This is a genomic window from Bradyrhizobium sp. (genome assembly GCF_036735945.1).
Lineage (GTDB): Bacteria > Pseudomonadota > Alphaproteobacteria > Rhizobiales > Xanthobacteraceae > Bradyrhizobium.
In genome coordinates this window covers 1-16,633 of the sequence record NZ_DAINNI010000105.1, presented here as the reverse complement: position 1 = coordinate 16,633, position 16,633 = coordinate 1, and the positions used below count along the sequence as shown (strand labels likewise).

The window sequence follows — 16,633 nt, the reverse complement described above, 5'->3', positions numbered from 1 at the left end:
GGATGTCGGCGCGCTTGACGCGCTCGGCCTTCATCTGCCGGCCCATCGCCTCGACCAGATCGGCCGGCGGCACGATGTCCTTGATCTCGATGCGGTTGACCTTCAGCCCCCATGGCGACACGGCGGCATCGACCACGCGCAACAGCCGCTCGTTGATCTCGTCACGATGCGACAGCACCTGGTCGAGGTCCATCGAGCCCATCACCGAACGGATGTTGGTCATGGTCAGGACGATGATCGCCTGTTCGAGATTGGCGACCTCGTAGCTGGCCTTGGCCGCGTCGAACACCTGGAAAAAGGCGACGCCGTCCACCGTCACGGTAGCGTTGTCCTTGGTGATCACCTCCTGCTCGGGGATGTTGATCACCTGCTCCATCACGTTCATCTTGCGGCCGACGCGATCGAAATAGGGCACGATCAGGTTCAACCCCGGCGACAGCGTTCGCGTATATTTGCCGAACCGCTCGATGGTCCAGTCATAGCCCTGCGGGACGGTCTTGACCCCGGCGAACAGCGTGACGACGACGAGCAGCACGAACGCGATCGCGAAAATATCGAAACCAGTCATAAGGTCCTCCAGATACGGCAAGGTGATGCGTTGCCGGACACCGTCTCTCACCATGAGTCAGCGTCACCGCGGCGCCGGTTCAGTCCGGCTGTTCTCCATATGTTATATAGTTAGGGAACGGATGGGCGGCCACCAGATGTTCTTCCGTCCGGGCGGCGGCAATCTGCGGGCATTTTCTTAACGCTATATCCAACCCTGCAACTCGCGCAGCACGAGCTGGCGGATGACGTCCATGCCGGGCTCACTGTCATTGAGGCAGGGAATGGCGGAAAATTGCTCGCCGCCGTTGTGCCTGAAGATCTCGGCATTCTCCTGCGCGATCTCTTCCAGCGTCTCCAGGCAATCGGCGGTGAAGCCGGGGGTAACGACGGCAATGCGCTTCACACCATCTTTCGCGAGTTTTTCGATGGTCTTGTCCGTATAGGGCTGCAGCCACTCGTCGTTGCCGAAGCGTGACTGAAATGTAAGCAGCAGTCTTGCGGCATCAAGCCCGAGCCGCTTGCGCAGGCTTTCCGTCGTTGCAACGCACTGCGCCTGGTAGGGGTCGCCCTGGTCGACATATTTCTGCGGCATGCCGTGAAACGACGCCACGACCAGTTCGGGCTCGAACGGCAGCGATGCCAGGTGCCCCTCGATCGAGACCGCGAGCGCCTCGATGTAATCGGGATCGTCGTAATAGGGCGGCGTCACCCGCAGCGTCGGCTGCGCGCGCATGTCGGCCAGCACCCGAAACACCTCGTCGCAGACGGTCGCCGAAGTCGCCGCCGAATATTGCGGATAGAGCGGCACCACCAGCAGGCGGTCGCACCCCTCTGCAACGAGCGCGTCGATGCGCGAGCGGATCGACGGGTTGCCGTAGCGCATCGCCCAATCGACCACGACATGGTCGTGATCGGCGATCGCATCGGCGAGCTTCTCGGCCTGCGAGCGGGTGATGGTCTTGAGCGGGGATTCGTTCCTCTCTGCATTCCAGATCTTCCGGTAGTCGAGCGCCTTGCGGCCGGGCCGCACGCGCAGGATGATGCCGTTGAGGATCAGCTTCCAGACCAGACCCTGGTCCTCGATCACGCGGGAATCGGAGAGGAATTCCTTCAGGTAGACCCGCACGCCCTGGGCGTCGGCGGTATCGGGCGTGCCGAGATTGACCAGCAGCACGCCGATGCGTTGCGGCTGGGCGGCTAGCGCCGGCTTCGCATTTCCAAAGGGAACGACCACGGTCATGTTTCGATGGCTTCGCGCGTTGCACCATCCTTGTCAAGATAACCGCCGGTTCGCTATTTTCGCAAAATTGCCGCGCGCCCGGGGAGGAACCATGACGATCGCCGAATGGTGCGTTTTCGGGACGCTGCTGCTGTATCTCCTGACGATCGTATCAGTCAAATGGACGGCCGGCGGCCGCTTCGACAATTCGAAGCCGCGCGATGACGCCTTCTACGCCGACCCGATCCGCGCCCGCGCGCTCGGCGCGCACCAGAACGGCATCGAGGCCTTTCCGTTCTTCGCGGTCGCCGTGCTGTTGGCTGAGTTTCGGCAGGCGCCGCAGCACCTGATCGACGAACTCGCCATCCTCTTCGTGATCGTGCGAATCGCCTACGTCTTCACCTATCTCGGCGACCGCCCGACCCTGCGTTCGATCCTCTGGAGCCTGGGGTTTGCGATCAACATCGCGATCTTCTTCCTACCGGCGCTCAAGATGTATTTGCCGGCGTAGGGCGAGGTTGGGCGTGCTGTACTCTCGCCCCGTTACAAGAGGTAGCGCCACACACCGCTGTCATCCTCCGCGCAGGCGGAGGATCCAGTACGCCGCGGCCTCTCGGTTCAATCATTGGCGTCTCTGGAAAACTGGATCGTCCGCTTTCGCGGACGATAACAGCAAAATATGAGGAAGCATTCTCGCGACATGAACTGCCCGAGGTTTGCATCTCGTTTTCCCGCCCTCTCCAATCTGAGGGCGCAGGGAAGACCGGGTGCGCGCCGCACCCGGCCTTCCCTGCGCAATGGCTTTACGGCTTACTTCGCGCTCTTCCCGAAGAACGGCTCTTTTGCCTCCGTCGCCCGCAGGACGCTTTCGCTTCTCGCGGACTTACCCACGACTGCGCCGCGCGTGTCTCACACCGCCAGACGCTGCTCCCGTGCCGCGATCAGGTCGCGGGTCGCTTTCGGTATCGGAACCGGGCGGTGCGTCTTCTGGTCGGTGTTGACCCAGACGATCTCGCCGGTCACCAGCGCTTCGCCCTCACCCTTCAGGAAGATCGCGAGCTCGAAGGTCATGCTCGAATTGCCGATCCGCGCCGCGCGCGCGCCGACCTCGAGCTCCCAGTCGAAGCGCACCGGCGCCTTGTATTCGATGACGGATTTGACGACGTGGAAATCAACGCCGGTTTGCCTGGCATCGGCGTATTGATCGTAGCCGAGCGCGCGAAAATATTCGGTGATGGTGGTGTCGAAATAGGTCAGATAATGCGCGTTGAAGACGACGCCCTGGCCGTCGATCTCGGAGTAGCGCACCCGGAACGGGTGAAAGAACCAGAATTGCTCGCGTGACATGGGATCTCCGCCCTACGGTCTACAAGCACGTCGCACGTTCGGCAGCGAGGTAGCCGAACAGCAGGCCGAGACCGAACAAGAGCACGAGGCCGGCGGCGCCGAATTCGATGCCGCGCATGATCAGCGTGCCGCTCCCCTCGCGCCCGGCGCTCAGGCGTTTCGCGAGCCCCTTTGCCGATACGGCGACGACGGCGATGGTCGCGACCGTGATGGCGGTGCCGAGGCCCATCAGGAAGGTCGCGGCGATGCCGGCCCAGAACAGGCCCTGCGCCAGCGAGAACACCAGCACCAGGATGGCGCCCGAGCACGGGCGCAGGCCGACGGCGAAGATCGTGCCCAGGCCGCGCCGCCAGCCGCCGGGGCCGGCAAGCTGATCCGGTGTCGGGCCGTGCGAGTGGCCGCAGTGCTCGTCGTGATCATGGCCATGATCGTGATGATGGTGGTGATGATGGCCATGGCCGTGATCATGATGCCGGTGAGCCGGCGCCATCTCCGGCTTCGCCTGCAGCGCGCGCATGAAACCACCGCCCTTGGTCCAGACCAGCCGGGCGCCGAAGGCCGCGATCAGGGCGTAGCTGACGATCTCGATCGCCTTTTCCGCCGAGCACATCGTCTTCGCCGTCGAGGAAAGCAGCCAGGCGAAGACAGCGACGATCGCGACCGCGACCAGCGCCTGCAGGAACGCCGAGGCGAACGACAGCACGATGCCGCGCCGCGCGGTCTCCTCGTTGGCGACGAGATAGGACGAGATCACCGCCTTGCCGTGGCCCGGGCCGGCGGCGTGGAAGATTCCATACGCAAATGAAATCCCGAGCAGCGTCCAGATCGCGCTGCCGTCCGACTTGGCGGCGCGGATGGTCGTCGACATCCCGCGGTAGAATTCGGACTTCCTGGCGAGGATCCAGCCGACGATGCCGCCGACCTGCGGCTCGGCCGGGGGACGCGGACCGCCGAACGGATTCTGCGCCAGCACCGCGTGCCAGGCGGCGTCGAAGACGATGACGGTCGCGAACGCCGCGGCCGTGATCGCGATGCCCCGTGCGAGGCCCTGAGGCAGCGGCCTCACGGGCAGTTCACCGTGATCTTGTTGGCGAACATCGCGCCATAGTTGGAATTGTCGCCGCTCATGAAATTCTGTTCGTTGAGCCGCTGGGCGTTGGCGGTCTCGTCATTCGGCCGCTGAAACTGCATCTGGCAGGCGGCGGGCGCGCCGACCAGCTTGATCGGGTCCTTGTCCTCGAACTTGAAATCGATGAAGTAGGACGGGTCGAACACCTCAAGCGCGAGCTGCTTCGACGCCACCGGCGCCTTCAGCGGCAGCACGAAATGCAGGGTCAGCGCGCCCTCCTTGTATTCGAGATAGTAGTCGACAGGCTCGTTGAACTTCGTCTTCTTGCCGTCGGCCCTGGCGAAGGTGAAGAAGCCGAACTCCTTGAGCGACTCGACGTTGGTCTGCGCCAGCGGGGCCAGCTCCTCGCGGGTGTAGACGCCCTTGGTCTTGGCGGCGATGCCCTGCAGCGCATAGGTCGAGAACATGTCGTCGAAGGTCCAGGCGTGGCGCACGCCCGTCATCGCGCCATCGGTGCCGTACACCACCTCGCTCCGCGCGGTGATCCAGACATGCGGATGCGCCTCGGCGGACGTTACGCCGGCCGACCACGCGACGATCAAGCCCAACAATCCGAACAACACACGCACCACGTCGTCCCTGCCTAAAGCATGATGAAATTTTGATTGCGACCACGAGGACGGTGCGCTCCCTCTCCCGCTTGCGGGGGAGGGCTGGGGTGGGGGTTTCGCCGCGGACGACACTGCCCGAGTGGAGAGAGCCCCCACCCGGCGCTTCGCGCCGACCTCCCCCGCAAGCGGGAGAGGTAAAGCGGACTCGCGGAGGCCGATCAAGCGGCCTCCGGCGTTTCCAGCAGGCCGCGCCGGCGCAGCAGCGCGTCCGCCTCCGGCTCGCGGCCGCGGAAGGCGATATAGGCCTCCTCCGGCTCGCGCGAGCCGCCGGACGCGTAGATGTCGTCGTGCAGGCGCTTGGCCACCGCGGGATCGAAGATGTTGCCAGCCTCCTCGAAGGCGCCGAACGCGTCGGCGTCCATCACCTCCGACCACATGTAGCTGTAATAGCCGGCGGCGTAGTGGGAGCCGGAGAAGATGTGGCCGAACTGGGTGGGCCGGTGCCGCAGCGCGATTTCCGCGGGCATGCCGATCTTCTCCAGCTCCGCCTTCTCGAACGCCGCGACGTCGCGGCTGGCCTCGGCCGGCTGGGTGTGGAATTCGAGATCGATCAGCGCCGAGGAGACGAACTCCACGGTGGCAAAGCCCTGGTTGAACTTGCGTGCGGCAAGGAAGCGCTGCAGCAGGTCGTCCGGCAGCGGCTCGCCGGTCTGGTAGTGTTTTGCGAACTGCCGCAGCACCTGCGGCTGCTCCTGCCAGTGCTCGTAGAGTTGCGAGGGCAGCTCGACGAAATCGGTGAACACCGATGTGCCTGACAGCGAGGGGTAGGTGACATCGGACAGCATGCCGTGCAGGCCGTGGCCGAATTCGTGGAACAGGGTGCGGGCGTCGTCGGGCGACAGCAGGGCCGGCTGGCCGTCGGCGCCCCTGGAGAAGTTGCAGACATTGATGACCAGCGGAGCGATCTCGCCGTCGAGCTTCTGCTGGTCGCGCAGCGAGGTCATCCAGGCGCCGGAGCGCTTCGAGGGCCTGGCAAAGTAGTCGCCGTAGAACAGCGCCTTGTGCCGGCCGTCGGCCCCCCTGACCTCCCAGACCCGGACATCCGGATGCCAGACCGGGACGTCCTTGCGCTCCGAGAAGGTGACCCCGAACAGGCGGGTGGCGCAGTCGAAGGCGGCCTCGATCATGTGATCGAGCACCAGATAGGGCTTGATGGCGGCGTCGTCGAAATCGGCGCGGCGCTGGCGCAGCTTTTCGGCGTAGTAGCGCCAGTCCCATGGCGCGAGCGCGAAATTGCCGCCCTCCTCCGCGATCAGCTCCTGCAGCGCGTCGCGGTCGGCCATCGCCCGCGCCCGGGCCGGCTTCCAGACCCGCTCCAGCAGGCCGCGCACGGCCTCCGGCGTCTTGGCCATGGAATCCTCCAGCCGGTAGGCGGCGTAGGTCGGGAAGCCCATGATCTTCGCGGCCTCCTCGCGCAGCGCCAGGATCTCCACGATGGTAGCGTTGTTGTCGTTGGCATTGCCGTTGTCGCCGCGGGCGGTGAAGGCCTTGTAGACCTTCTCGCGCAGGTCGCGGCGGGACGAGCTCTTCAGGAACGGCTCGACCGAGGAGCGCGACAGCGTCACGATCGCCTTGCCGGCCATGCCGCGCTCTTCCGCCGCAGCCCTGGCCGCGGCGACGAAGGCGTCGGGCAGGCCCGTGCGGTCGTCCTCGCCGAGCTCCATGAACCACTCCTGCTCGTCGCCGAGCAGATGGTGGCTGAACGAGGTGCCGAGCTGGGCCAGCCGCTCGTTGATCTCGGCGCGGCGCTTCTTGGCGGCCTCGTCGAGGCCGGCGCCGGCGCGGTGGAAGTTGGTGTAGCTGCGCTCCAGCAGGCGCATCTGCTCGCCGGTGAGGCCCAGCGCGGCGCGGTTCTCGTGCAGCATGGCGATGCGGCCAAACAGCACAGCGTTCATCATGATCGGGTTCCAGTGCCGCGCCATCCGCAGCGAGACCTCCTTGTCGATCTCCAGGATCGCCGGATTGGAGTGGGCCGAGACCAGGTCGTAGAACACCGCCGAGACCTTCGACAGCAGCTTGCCCGAGCGCTCCAGCGCCGTGACGGTGTTGGCGAAGTCAGGCGCCGAGGGATCATGGGTGATCGCCCCGATCTCGGCGGCATGGTCGGCAAAGGCCTGCTCGAAGGCCGGCAGGAAGTGCTCCGGCTCGATCTCGGCGAAAGGCGGGGTCTCGAACGGGGTCTCCCACGGCTTGAGAAGGGGGTTCGCCCTGCCTTCCGACAGATCCGCCGTCTGTACTAATTCCGACATCTCAAATCCCGTTTTCGCCCTAAATTCCTGTGGCAATCTATAGCACGCGATGCGGCATTTTTGAGCCTTTTGCGCTTGATCGAAGGGGCCATTTCGGAGAGATTGCGCCCCGAAAACAGGACCCCTTTTCATGAGCCCACAGCCCGCTTCGACATCCTCCCGCGAGATCGCCTGGCCGAGCGTCATTACCGTCATCTCGGCGGCGATCCTGATCGGCGCCGAAGTGTTCGGCGCGGCGTTCGCCGGCGGTTGGGCGCTCGCGATCCTGTTCGGCCTCAACGACACCTCGGCGCACATCCTGCAGGCGGTGCTGTTCGGCATCGGCGTGCTGATCATGGTGGCGTTCATCCGCAACGCGCAGCGCATCGAGCCGTTCTTCCGGCGCGGCTGACACGCGCGAAAACCGCTTGTGGCATAGGCTCCGCAGCACGTCGCGCCGCCTCGAGAATCTTAACAGCCGTTCATGTTTGTCAGCCGCGACGCGCGCAGCGAACGCTTTCGTAAGCACGCGCGCCGGAAATTTGTCCCCAGCCTAAAAAAAATCTTGCGAAGCCGAGTCAAAAGACTTATTTCCCAGCTTGCCCAATTTCGCACGTGCCTGTGGTCGTGTGTCAGTCGGTAGGTATCCGGACAAGAGGCCGGACAGCCGCCAAGGGATGAAGAACCGAGGGTCGTCTCAAGTTCGAGCGGCCAGCATCTCTCTCCAGGGATGCCGTTGAAGGTCTCTCCACCCCTTGCAACCGTGACTGGCAGCCGGAGGCGAACCGGCGCACCCCGCTCTCAACGGGGGACGCGACTTAAAGCAACGACGGAGCGGGCTTTTTTGGTCTCTACCGGCAGTCCAACGCCGGCGCGGGCTACTGAAAAGGCTTGTCCTTCATTGCCAGGTGTGCGGGCGGGAAATCTCCCAACCAATCCACGGCAGCACAATTCGGTCCTCGAGTTCGAGGCTTTGTCGCGTCTCCATCGTGCGGCAAGGCCGAAGCGCTCAGGTCCGAGAACTGTTTGAACGCGCCCGTCGCTGGGCCGTTTGGGAGAGTGCCATGACCGAACGTATTCAGGAATTCCTGCGCAACCGCCGCAGCGAGGGCCTCGACACCGAGCCGTGTCTCGTCGTCGACCTCGAAGTCGTGCGCGACAACTATCAGACCTTTGCCAAGGCGCTGCCGGACAGCCGCGTGTTCTACGCGGTGAAGGCGAACCCGTCGCCCGAGGTGCTGTCGCTGCTGGCGTCGATGGGCTCCTGCTTCGACACCGCGACGGTTGCCGAGATCGAAATGGCGCTGGCTGCCGGTGCGACGGCGGACCGCATCTCCTATGGCAACACGATCAAGAAGGAGCGCGACATCGCGCGCGCCTTCGCGCTCGGCATTCGCCTGTTCGCGGTCGACTGCGCCGCCGAGGTCGAGAAGATCGCCCGCGCCGCCCCCGGCGCCAAGGTGTTCTGCCGCATCCTCTATGACTGCGCCGGCGCCGAGTGGCCGCTGTCGCGGAAGTTCGGCTGCGACCCGGAGATGGCGGTCGAGGTGCTCGACCTCGCCAAGCGCCTGAGGCTGGAGCCGTGCGGCATCTCGTTCCATGTCGGCTCGCAGCAGCGCAAGGTGAAGGCGTGGGACCGCGCGCTGGCGATGGCCTCGACGGTGTTCCGCGACTGCGCGGAGCGCGGGATCAACCTGTCCATGGTCAACATGGGCGGCGGCTTCCCGACCAAGTACCTCAAGGACGTTCCTCCGGTCGTGCAGTACGGCCGGTCGATCTTCCGTGCGCTGCGCAAGCATTTCGGCAACCAGATCCCGGAGACGATCATCGAACCCGGGCGCGGCATGGTCGGAAACGCCGGCATCATCGAGACCGAAGTCGTTCTGATCTCCAAGAAGAGCGACGAGGACGAGGTGCGCTGGGTGTATCTCGACATCGGCAAGTTCGGCGGTCTCGCCGAGACGATGGACGAGTCGATCCGTTACGCCATCCGCACGCCGCATGACGGCGCGGACATGACGCCGTGCGTGCTCGCAGGCCCGACCTGCGACAGCGCCGACGTGCTGTACGAGAAGATGCCGTATCCGCTTCCGGTGACGCTCGAGATCGGCGACAAGCTGCTGATCGAAGGCACCGGGGCCTATACGTCGACCTACTCGTCGGTGGCGTTCAACGGCATCCCGCCGCTGAAGACCTACCACATCTGAAACGGCCTCTTTCGAGGTCCGAATAACGGGAGCCGGTGCGCCGGCTCCCTCCCTGTCATCTCCGATCTGAAGACAACGCTTTGCGCGGCATGCCTGCCGTTGCGAGCGGGGACTGACGTGCCATGACTGCTTTGCGGACGACCACCAAGACCCTCGTCTCCGATGCCGCCCGGTTCGCGATCCGTGCCGAGCGGGCTTCGGACGTCACTGCGCGCGAAGCGCTGCTGGATGCCTGCTTTGGCGACAACCGCCATATGCGCACCTGCCAGCGCCTGCGCGACGGACGCGCCCCCGCCGACGGCCTCAGCCTGTCGGCCGTGGCGGAGGGCCGCCTGGTCGGTACGCTGCGGTTGTGGCACGTCAGCGCCGGCGGCCAGCCGGCGCTCATGCTCGGCCCGCTGGCGGTTGAGGCTCCCTCCCGCCAGTTCGGGGTCGGGGCCGCGCTGATGGCCCGCGCGCTCGCTACGGCGAAGGCGCGCGGCCATCGCGCGGTCATCCTGCTCGGCGACGCGCCCTACTACGCCCGCTTCGGCTTCTCGGCCGCCAGGACCGGCCAGTTGTCGCTGCCTGGTACGTTCGAGCGCGAGCGGCTGCTCGGCCTCGAACTCGCCGAGGGCGCGCTCGACGGCGCCTGGGGCATGATCGTCGCGACCGGAAAGAAGCTGCCGAAAATGCCGGCAGTCCGGACCCGGAAGGCAAAAGTCCTGCTCGTGCCGAGCGCGGCCTGAGCCATGGCGAACCTTGCCCACGACGCGCGCCCGCGCTGGCGCGGCGCCATCACCATGGCCCTGCTGTTCATGATCTCGGTCATGATCGTCAAGGATATTCTGGCGCGCCGCCGGAGCGGAGCCGTGCCGCCCGCTGACGTGGCCTGAAGTCCGTTTCGCCGGTGCCCGCGAGGGGTTGCGCGCGCCGCGAAAAACTCCTTAAACCGCGCCGAAATCGGCCCACCCCTGAACCCGAGGTCCCGATGCCCCGTCAACTCGTCTCCACCGGCTCACCCTTTGAAAAGGCCGCGGGCTACAGCCGCGCCGTAATCGACGGCAACATGGCTTTCGTGTCCGGCACCACCGGCTACGACTACAAGACCATGACGATGCCTGACGACGTCACGAGCCAGGCACGCAACTGCTTTAAGACGATCGAGGCCGCGCTGAGGGAAGGCGGCTTCACCATGCACGACATCGTCCGCGCGACCTATTACATCACCGACGACAAGGACGCCGACGCCCTGTTCGCGGTCTGCGGCGAGGTGCTCGGCCAGATCAGGCCGGCCGCCACGCTGCTCGTCGTCGCCGGGCTCTACAGACCTGAGATGAAGGTCGAGATCGAAGTCACCGCCCGCCAGCGTACCGACTGATCGCTCGCGAACGCCGCCCATCCCTTACCCCTGTTGTTCTGGAGATCCGAATGAGCCAGCCCTCGCAGATCCACGCCAAAATTTCCGGCCCCATCGTCATGATCGGCTTCGGCTCGATCGGCAAGGGCACGCTGCCGATGATCGAACGGCATCTCGATTACGACAAGTCGCGCATCACCGTGATCGATCCCAAGGACGAGGGCCGCAAGGCGCATTGCGAAAAGCACAATGTCAGGTTCATCCAGAAGGGCGTGACCAGGGACAATTATCGGGACTTGCTGACCCCGCTGCTCACCGAAGGCGGCGGCCAGGGCTTTTGCGTCAATCTCTCGGTCGATACCGGCTCCACCGACATCATGGAGCTGTGCAACGAACTGGGCGCGCTCTATATCGACACCGTCAACGAGCCCTGGCTTGGCTTCTACTTCGATTCGTCGAAGGGCCCGGAAGCGCGCTCCAACTACGCGCTTCGCGAAGTGACGCTGGCCGCCAAGAAGGCGCGGCCTAAGGGCTCGACGACGGCCGTTTCCTGCTGTGGCGCCAATCCCGGCATGGTCTCCTTCTTCGTCAAGCAGGCGCTGCTCAACGTCGCCGCCGACCTGAAGCTCAATGCCCCCAAGCCGAAGACCAAGGCCGAATGGGCTGATTTGATGCGGCAGGCCGGCATCAAGGGCATCCACATCGCCGAGCGCGACACCCAGCGCTCGAAGTCGCCGAAGGAGCCTGACGTCTTCGTCAACACCTGGTCGGTGGAAGGCTTCCTGTCGGAAGGCGTGCAGCCGTCCGAACTCGGCTGGGGCACCCATGAAAAATGGATGCCCGAGAATGCGCATACCCACGAAGCCGGCTGCGGCGCCGCCATCTATCTGATGCAGCCCGGCGCCGACACGCGCGTGCGCACCTGGTGCCCGACCCGCGGCGCGCAATATGGCTTCCTCGTCACCCACAACGAGTCGATCTCGATCTCCGACTACTTCACGGTGCGTGACGCATCGGGCACGGCGATCTACCGGCCGACCTGCCACTATGCCTATCATCCGGCCGACGATGCCGTGCTGTCGCTGCATGAAATGTTCGGCCGCGCCGCGAAGGCGCAGGAAAAGCACCACATCCTCGATGAGAACGAAATCGTCGACGGCATCGACGAACTCGGCGTGCTGCTGTTCGGCCATGACAACAATGCCTACTGGTTCGGCTCGCAGCTCTCCATCGAGGAGACCCGCAAACTCGCGCCCTATCAGAACGCCACCGGCCTGCAGGTAACCTCTGCCGTGCTCGGCGGCATGGTGTGGGCGCTGGAAAATCCGACCCAAGGCATCGTCGAAGCCGACGAAATGGATTTTGATCGTCTGCTGGAAATCCAGATGCCGTATCTCGGGCCGGTGAAGGGCTACTACACCGACTGGACGCCGCTGACCGACCGTCCCGGCCTGTTCCCGGAAGACATCGACACGTCGGACCCCTGGCAGTTCAGGAACGTGCTGGTGCGCTGAGGCCGCAGGACGCGCGCTGCGGTTCCCGCCGCAGCGCACGTCGCCGGCCCCGGCCGGCGTCGAACTTCCCACGGGAATCGCATTCCGCGTAACCGTCGATTAACGAAGATCGCGCAATCCTGAAGGGTAACTTTTGCGAGGGTCCCTGGCTGTCGCCGCTTTGCGCGCGACGGCTCCGGTTGGAGCAACCGATATGCGCGTCGTCATTGCCATCATGCTGGCAGCCGTGGTCCTGGCCGCGTGCACGCCCGAAAGCGGCAGCCAAGCCGATGTGACGGGCTCGATCGACGATTGCGCGCGCAAGCTCTATAGCCAGTACAACCCCAAGGACAAGAAGCAGTGCGTCGCGGTCTGCATCACCTGCGAGCGCGGCGTGATGACGACCTGCTCGACCGCCTGCACGCTCCGCGGCGCGCAGTGATCGCGCCCAAGCTCGCGCTTCACTTCGCCATGTAGTCGAACGCCACCGTCCCTAGCCCCAGCGTCAGATCAGCCTTGAAATGCAGCGCGGAGACCACTTCGCGCACCGGCAGCCGCGCCACGTCGCACAGCGCATGCGGGAACAGGCCGAGCGCCGCGGGGCCGGTCCAGGCCTCCTTCAGCGTGATGTCCTCGAGATAATAGCGCACCAGCTCGCATATCCGCAGGCTGCCATCGACATGCGGGATGATCTTGAGCATGAAGTTCGGCGCCTTCATCGCTTTCAGCACCGCGTCGTGATCGACCGCGCGGTGCTTGTAGCCCATGGTGGCGGAGGCGCACAGCACCGAGCCGTAATGCAATGTTCCGACCAGCACATCGCTCTCGACGGCGATCTTCGGCGACGCCAGCTTCTTGGGAAAGCCCCAGAGTTCGCGCCCGCCGGCGATCGGTCCCTCGTCGTTCAGATACATCGAATGAACGTAGGTGCCCTCTTCGCCCTTGAAGCGGACCGGGATGACCTGCCCGGTCTCGGTATAATCGCCGAAGCCGGTCGAGTCGGGCATGCGGATGAATTCGTATTTGACGACGCTGTCAGCGACTTCGAGCGGCTCGGGCACCACGGCGGCAAGCGCCTCGGGATCGGTGCGGTAGGTGATGATGAAAAATTCGCGGTTGAAGAACCGGTACGGACCGCGCGGGAACGACGGGTTGGTCAGCGGCATCGAATAGGCGGTTTGCCTGACCTCATCGATCTTCATCGCCTGCCCTCATGTGTCCTTCGTGCCTCGCACGATTGGGGATTATGGGACAGCAGACAACGACAAGCGAGGCTGTAAAATCGGCGGATGGTCAAAACATCGGGAAGAAGCGATGTGATCTCCCACGTCGCCGCGCGTGGGATGCGGCCAGCGGTGTTGGGAAATTTCGTGCGCCGGCCAACAGGATCTTCAGCGCAGGTACTGGTCGTTACCTATGCTTGATTTAGATCAATAATGGTCTGAAAAATTCGTTGTTCCAGAAAACAGCAGCAAGATGTCGCGAGGAAAGCCCTGACGAGGAACGGGATATGGTCGAAGCAACCACGGGCAACGCAAGGTTCTTTCGCCGAAGCGGGCCGTATACTCTTTCGGTTGTTGCGGGAGTGGCACGCGGGATTGCCAATGAACGCGATCTGCTCTTCGAAGGCGTGGCCCCCCTGCAAACAGCAGGCTCCAGCGAAGTGAGCTTTCTGGACAATCGACGTTATGCATCGGCACTCGATCAGACATTGGCCGGTGCTGTGATTGTGCATCCTGATATGGCGGCGCGAGTGCCTGTCAGAACGGTGGCGATCGTAACGGCAGACCCATACGCTGCCTGGGCGCGTGTCGCTGCACTGTTTTACCCCGTGCCACCGGTTTCTCCCGGTATCCACCCGTCCGCAATCGTTGCGGAGGAGGCTCTCGTCGATCCGTCGGCGGAGGTTGGACCGCTGTCTGTCATTGAGGCCGGGGCAGAGATAGGACCTGGCTGTCGGATCGGTCCTTGCGCGATCATCGGGAGCGGCGTGATCGTGGGGCGAGACTGTCGGATTGGTGCACATGCGAGCTTGAGCTACGCGATATTGGGAGCCCGAGTCTACGTCCATCCCGGCGCGCGAATTGGGCAGGAAGGGTTTGGATTTGCTTGCACCCGAGATGGATTTCTATCGGTCCCTCAGCTTGGCCGGGCAATTCTGGAAGATGACGTTGAGATTGGCGCCAACACGACAATTGACCGAGGTTCATCGCGAGACACGGTGATTGGCGCTGGCTCCCGTCTTGATAATTTAGTGCAGATCGGCCACAACGTGATCCTCGGCCGTTGTTGCGTGATCGTCGCCCAGGTCGGCATTTCGGGTTCAACCGTGCTTGAAGATTTTGTCCGCGTCGGCGGGCAGGCGGGTATGGCCGGGCATCTTCGGATCGGTCAAGGTGCGGAGATCGGAGCGCAAGCGGGCGTTATTTCGGATATAGCTCCCGGCGCCAAAATGCTTGGAAGCCCTGCTCAGCCGATGAAGGACTTCTTCCGACAAGTTGCCACGCTCAAAAGGATGGCAAGGAAAGGATAGGATAGGACTGCTCGTACTGGACGAGCGGTTCTACCAGCGGCGAGCACAGAGGAATCCCACGTGCGTTTGTTGTCCAATCTGCTTCGACGCTTCATCCGTCAGGGCACGCTGCGAGTGCGTGACGCCGAGGGAACGGTCCATGTTTTCGGTGGGCTCATGCCCGGGCCCGACATCGCCATCCACCTCCACGATCGCAAGCTCTACACCAAGCTGTTCATCAATCCGGAGCTATATGCCGCCGAAGCCTATATGGATGGCCGGCTGACGCTGGAGGACGGTGCCGCGATCCATGATTTTCTGCTGCTGTTCTCGATCAACCGCGCCGGGCTTTATTCGTACGGCTCACAGAAGCTGATGCGGCGGGTATGGCGCGGTCTGCGCCGCTGGCATCAGGCCAATCCGATCGGGCTTGCCGCCGCTCATGCCCGCCACCACTACGATATCTCGACCGAACTTTACCGCCTGTTCCTTGACGATCAGATGCAATATTCCTGCGCGTATTTTCGAGACCCCGAGCATGAAACGCTGGAACAGGCGCAGCGCAACAAGCTGATCCACGCCACCAGCAAGCTACAATTAAAGCCCGGCATGACTGTCGCCGAGATCGGCTCCGGCTGGGGCGGCTTCGCCATTCATCTGGCGCGCGAAACCGGCGCCCATGTCACCGCGGTCAATGTTTCGCCTGAGCAGATCAAGGCCGCGCGCGTTCATGCCGAGGCCGCCGGCGTTTCCGATCGCGTCGCGTTTCGTGAGTTGGACTATCGCCAACTGACTGGCCAGTTTGACCGGGTGGTTTCGGTCGGCATGATGGAGCATGTCGGTATCGGACATTTTGACGAGTATTTCCTCAAGATCCGCGAGCTCCTGGCGCCTGACGGCTATGCCTTCATCCATTGCATCGGCCGGATGTCGCAGCCCGGCACCACCGGTCCGTTCATCCGCAAATACATCTTTCCCGGCGCCTATGTGCCGGCGCTATCCGAGACCTTCGCTGCCACGGAGCGCTGCGGTCTATGGTGCGACGACATGGAGGTGCTGCGACTACATTATCGCTACACGGTGAAGCACTGGCGCGAGCGCTTCGCCAAAAACAGGGCCCGGGCGGCTGCGATCTATGATGAACGGTTCTGCCGGATGTGGGAGTTCTATCTCGCCGCTGTCGAACTCGAATTCCTTCATGGCTCTCACATGGTGTTCCAAATGCTGCTGTCGACCAAACGCGATGCGGTACCGATCACGCGCGATTTCATGGTCGACTTCGAGCGGGCAGCATGGGCGAAGGTGACCGGCTAAACGACAGACAGAGGACTACGGTACCGCCATATCCGTCAGACGACGCCGCCGAGATAGAGCCGCTTGACGATGTCGTTGGCCTTCAGTTCGTCGACCGATTGAGCTGCGACCGCAATCTCGCCGTGGACGATGATGTAGCCACGGTCGGCGATGCGGATCGCCTGGTTGAAATTCTGCTCCGCCATCAGCACGGTCAGGCCGACGCGCTGCTTGAGTTCGCCGATCTTGGCGATGGTCTGCGACACCAACAGCGGCGAGAGGCCGACCGAGGGCTCGTCGATCAGCAAGAGGCGCGGCGAGGACATCAGCGCGCGGGCAATCGCCAGCATCTGCTGCTGGCCGCCCGACATGGTGCCGGCGAGCTGGCTGCGGCGCTCCTTCAGCACCGGAAAGGTCTCGAACACCAGCGCAAGGTTGCCGTCGATGGCGGCGCGCGCGGCCTTGCGGAAGGCGCCGAGCATCAGGTTTTCCGTCACCGTCAGTTTCGGAAACAGCCGCCGTCCCTCCGGCACCAGCGCGACGCCGAGATCGACGATCGCTTCGGGCGACAGCCTTGCCAGGTCGTGCGCCACGCCGTCGATCGAGAGCGACAGCCGGCCGCGGCCCGGGCGGACCAGGCCCATGACGCATTTCATCAGCGTGCTCTTGCCGTTGCCGTTGGTGCCGAGCAGCGCCACGGTCTCGC

The 16,633-nt window shown here is 63.9% G+C and carries 18 protein-coding genes; 10 read left to right on the top strand and 8 right to left on the bottom strand.

The window, feature by feature from the left end; translation table 11 throughout:
* Both V7E26_RS23655 and hemH read right to left on the bottom strand, forming a co-directional pair.
* The coding region (locus tag V7E26_RS23655) for an SPFH domain-containing protein (RefSeq protein ID WP_324420828.1) at nucleotides 1–568 on the bottom strand (568 nt) is incomplete at its 3' end.
* A gap of 183 nt (nucleotides 569–751) precedes the next feature.
* Entirely contained in the window at nucleotides 752–1,789 is a 1,038-nt protein-coding gene (gene hemH / locus V7E26_RS23650; protein WP_324420826.1) for a ferrochelatase, read from the bottom strand.
* Nucleotides 1,790–1,880: 91 nt separating this feature from the next.
* On the opposite strand from hemH, the gene V7E26_RS23645 reads away from it, so the two are divergent.
* Nucleotides 1,881–2,279 (top strand): MAPEG family protein, encoded by a 399-nt coding sequence (locus V7E26_RS23645; protein WP_324420824.1) that lies wholly within the window; start codon nucleotides 1,881–1,883, stop codon nucleotides 2,277–2,279.
* A gap of 398 nt (nucleotides 2,280–2,677) precedes the next feature.
* On the opposite strand, the gene V7E26_RS23640 is transcribed toward V7E26_RS23645, so the two are convergent.
* The 4 genes from V7E26_RS23640 to V7E26_RS23625 form a co-directional block, all read right to left on the bottom strand.
* Complete coding sequence (locus V7E26_RS23640; RefSeq protein WP_324420821.1) at nucleotides 2,678–3,115, bottom strand: acyl-CoA thioesterase; 438 nt, start codon at nucleotides 3,113–3,115, stop codon at nucleotides 2,678–2,680.
* Nucleotides 3,116–3,134: 19 nt separating this feature from the next.
* Nucleotides 3,135–4,187 carry a nickel/cobalt transporter gene (locus tag V7E26_RS23635; protein ID WP_442893465.1) on the bottom strand — a complete coding sequence of 351 codons (1,053 nt, stop codon included), beginning with the start codon at nucleotides 4,185–4,187 and terminating at the stop codon, nucleotides 3,135–3,137.
* On the bottom strand, nucleotides 4,178–4,813 hold the full coding sequence (locus V7E26_RS23630; protein ID WP_324420819.1) for a DUF1007 family protein: 636 nt from the start codon (nucleotides 4,811–4,813) through the stop codon (nucleotides 4,178–4,180). The genes V7E26_RS23635 and V7E26_RS23630 overlap by 10 nt, the downstream gene beginning before the upstream one ends.
* A gap of 200 nt (nucleotides 4,814–5,013) precedes the next feature.
* Nucleotides 5,014–7,104: a M3 family metallopeptidase gene (locus tag V7E26_RS23625; RefSeq protein ID WP_324420817.1), complete on the bottom strand. Its 2,091-nt coding sequence runs from the start codon at nucleotides 7,102–7,104 to the stop codon at nucleotides 5,014–5,016.
* A gap of 130 nt (nucleotides 7,105–7,234) precedes the next feature.
* Here V7E26_RS23625 and V7E26_RS23620 point away from each other — a divergent pair, with 130 nt between their 5' ends.
* The 7 genes from V7E26_RS23620 (at nucleotide 7,235) to V7E26_RS23590 (ending at nucleotide 12,564) form a co-directional block, all read left to right on the top strand.
* Nucleotides 7,235–7,495 (top strand): hypothetical protein, encoded by a 261-nt coding sequence (locus tag V7E26_RS23620; RefSeq protein ID WP_324420815.1) that lies wholly within the window; start codon nucleotides 7,235–7,237, stop codon nucleotides 7,493–7,495.
* A 652-nt stretch (nucleotides 7,496–8,147) separates the two neighbouring features.
* Nucleotides 8,148–9,290: a type III PLP-dependent enzyme gene (locus tag V7E26_RS23615; RefSeq protein WP_324420813.1), complete on the top strand. Its 1,143-nt coding sequence runs from the start codon at nucleotides 8,148–8,150 to the stop codon at nucleotides 9,288–9,290.
* Nucleotides 9,291–9,412: 122 nt separating this feature from the next.
* Nucleotides 9,413–10,018: a GNAT family N-acetyltransferase gene (locus V7E26_RS23610; RefSeq protein ID WP_324420811.1), complete on the top strand. Its 606-nt coding sequence runs from the start codon at nucleotides 9,413–9,415 to the stop codon at nucleotides 10,016–10,018.
* Nucleotides 10,019–10,021: 3 nt separating this feature from the next.
* Nucleotides 10,022–10,165: a hypothetical protein gene (locus V7E26_RS23605; RefSeq protein WP_324420809.1), complete on the top strand. Its 144-nt coding sequence runs from the start codon at nucleotides 10,022–10,024 to the stop codon at nucleotides 10,163–10,165.
* 95 nt (nucleotides 10,166–10,260) lie between these two features.
* Entirely contained in the window at nucleotides 10,261–10,650 is a 390-nt protein-coding gene (locus V7E26_RS23600) for a RidA family protein (protein WP_324420807.1), read from the top strand.
* Nucleotides 10,651–10,700: 50 nt separating this feature from the next.
* Nucleotides 10,701–12,143 carry a homospermidine synthase gene (locus V7E26_RS23595; protein WP_324420805.1) on the top strand — a complete coding sequence of 481 codons (1,443 nt, stop codon included), beginning with the start codon at nucleotides 10,701–10,703 and terminating at the stop codon, nucleotides 12,141–12,143.
* 193 nt (nucleotides 12,144–12,336) lie between these two features.
* Nucleotides 12,337–12,564: a hypothetical protein gene (locus V7E26_RS23590; protein ID WP_324420803.1), complete on the top strand. Its 228-nt coding sequence runs from the start codon at nucleotides 12,337–12,339 to the stop codon at nucleotides 12,562–12,564.
* A 19-nt stretch (nucleotides 12,565–12,583) separates the two neighbouring features.
* Here V7E26_RS23590 and V7E26_RS23585 read toward each other — a convergent pair whose 3' ends face one another.
* The gene (locus V7E26_RS23585; protein ID WP_324420801.1) at nucleotides 12,584–13,324 is read right to left on the bottom strand and encodes an acetoacetate decarboxylase; all 741 of its coding nucleotides are present in this window, start codon (nucleotides 13,322–13,324) and stop codon (nucleotides 12,584–12,586) included.
* A gap of 308 nt (nucleotides 13,325–13,632) precedes the next feature.
* On the opposite strand from V7E26_RS23585, the gene lpxD reads away from it, so the two are divergent.
* Both lpxD and V7E26_RS23575 read left to right on the top strand, forming a co-directional pair.
* Nucleotides 13,633–14,655, top strand: a complete 1,023-nt coding sequence (gene lpxD, locus V7E26_RS23580; protein WP_324420800.1) for a UDP-3-O-(3-hydroxymyristoyl)glucosamine N-acyltransferase — start codon at nucleotides 13,633–13,635, stop codon at nucleotides 14,653–14,655.
* A gap of 156 nt (nucleotides 14,656–14,811) precedes the next feature.
* Entirely contained in the window at nucleotides 14,812–15,948 is a 1,137-nt protein-coding gene (locus V7E26_RS23575; RefSeq protein ID WP_324420798.1) for a cyclopropane-fatty-acyl-phospholipid synthase family protein, read from the top strand.
* A 35-nt stretch (nucleotides 15,949–15,983) separates the two neighbouring features.
* Here the strand turns inward: V7E26_RS23575 and V7E26_RS23570 are convergent.
* Nucleotides 15,984–16,633 (bottom strand): ABC transporter ATP-binding protein (locus V7E26_RS23570; RefSeq protein WP_324420796.1); only part of this gene is annotated, 650 nt, incomplete at its 5' end.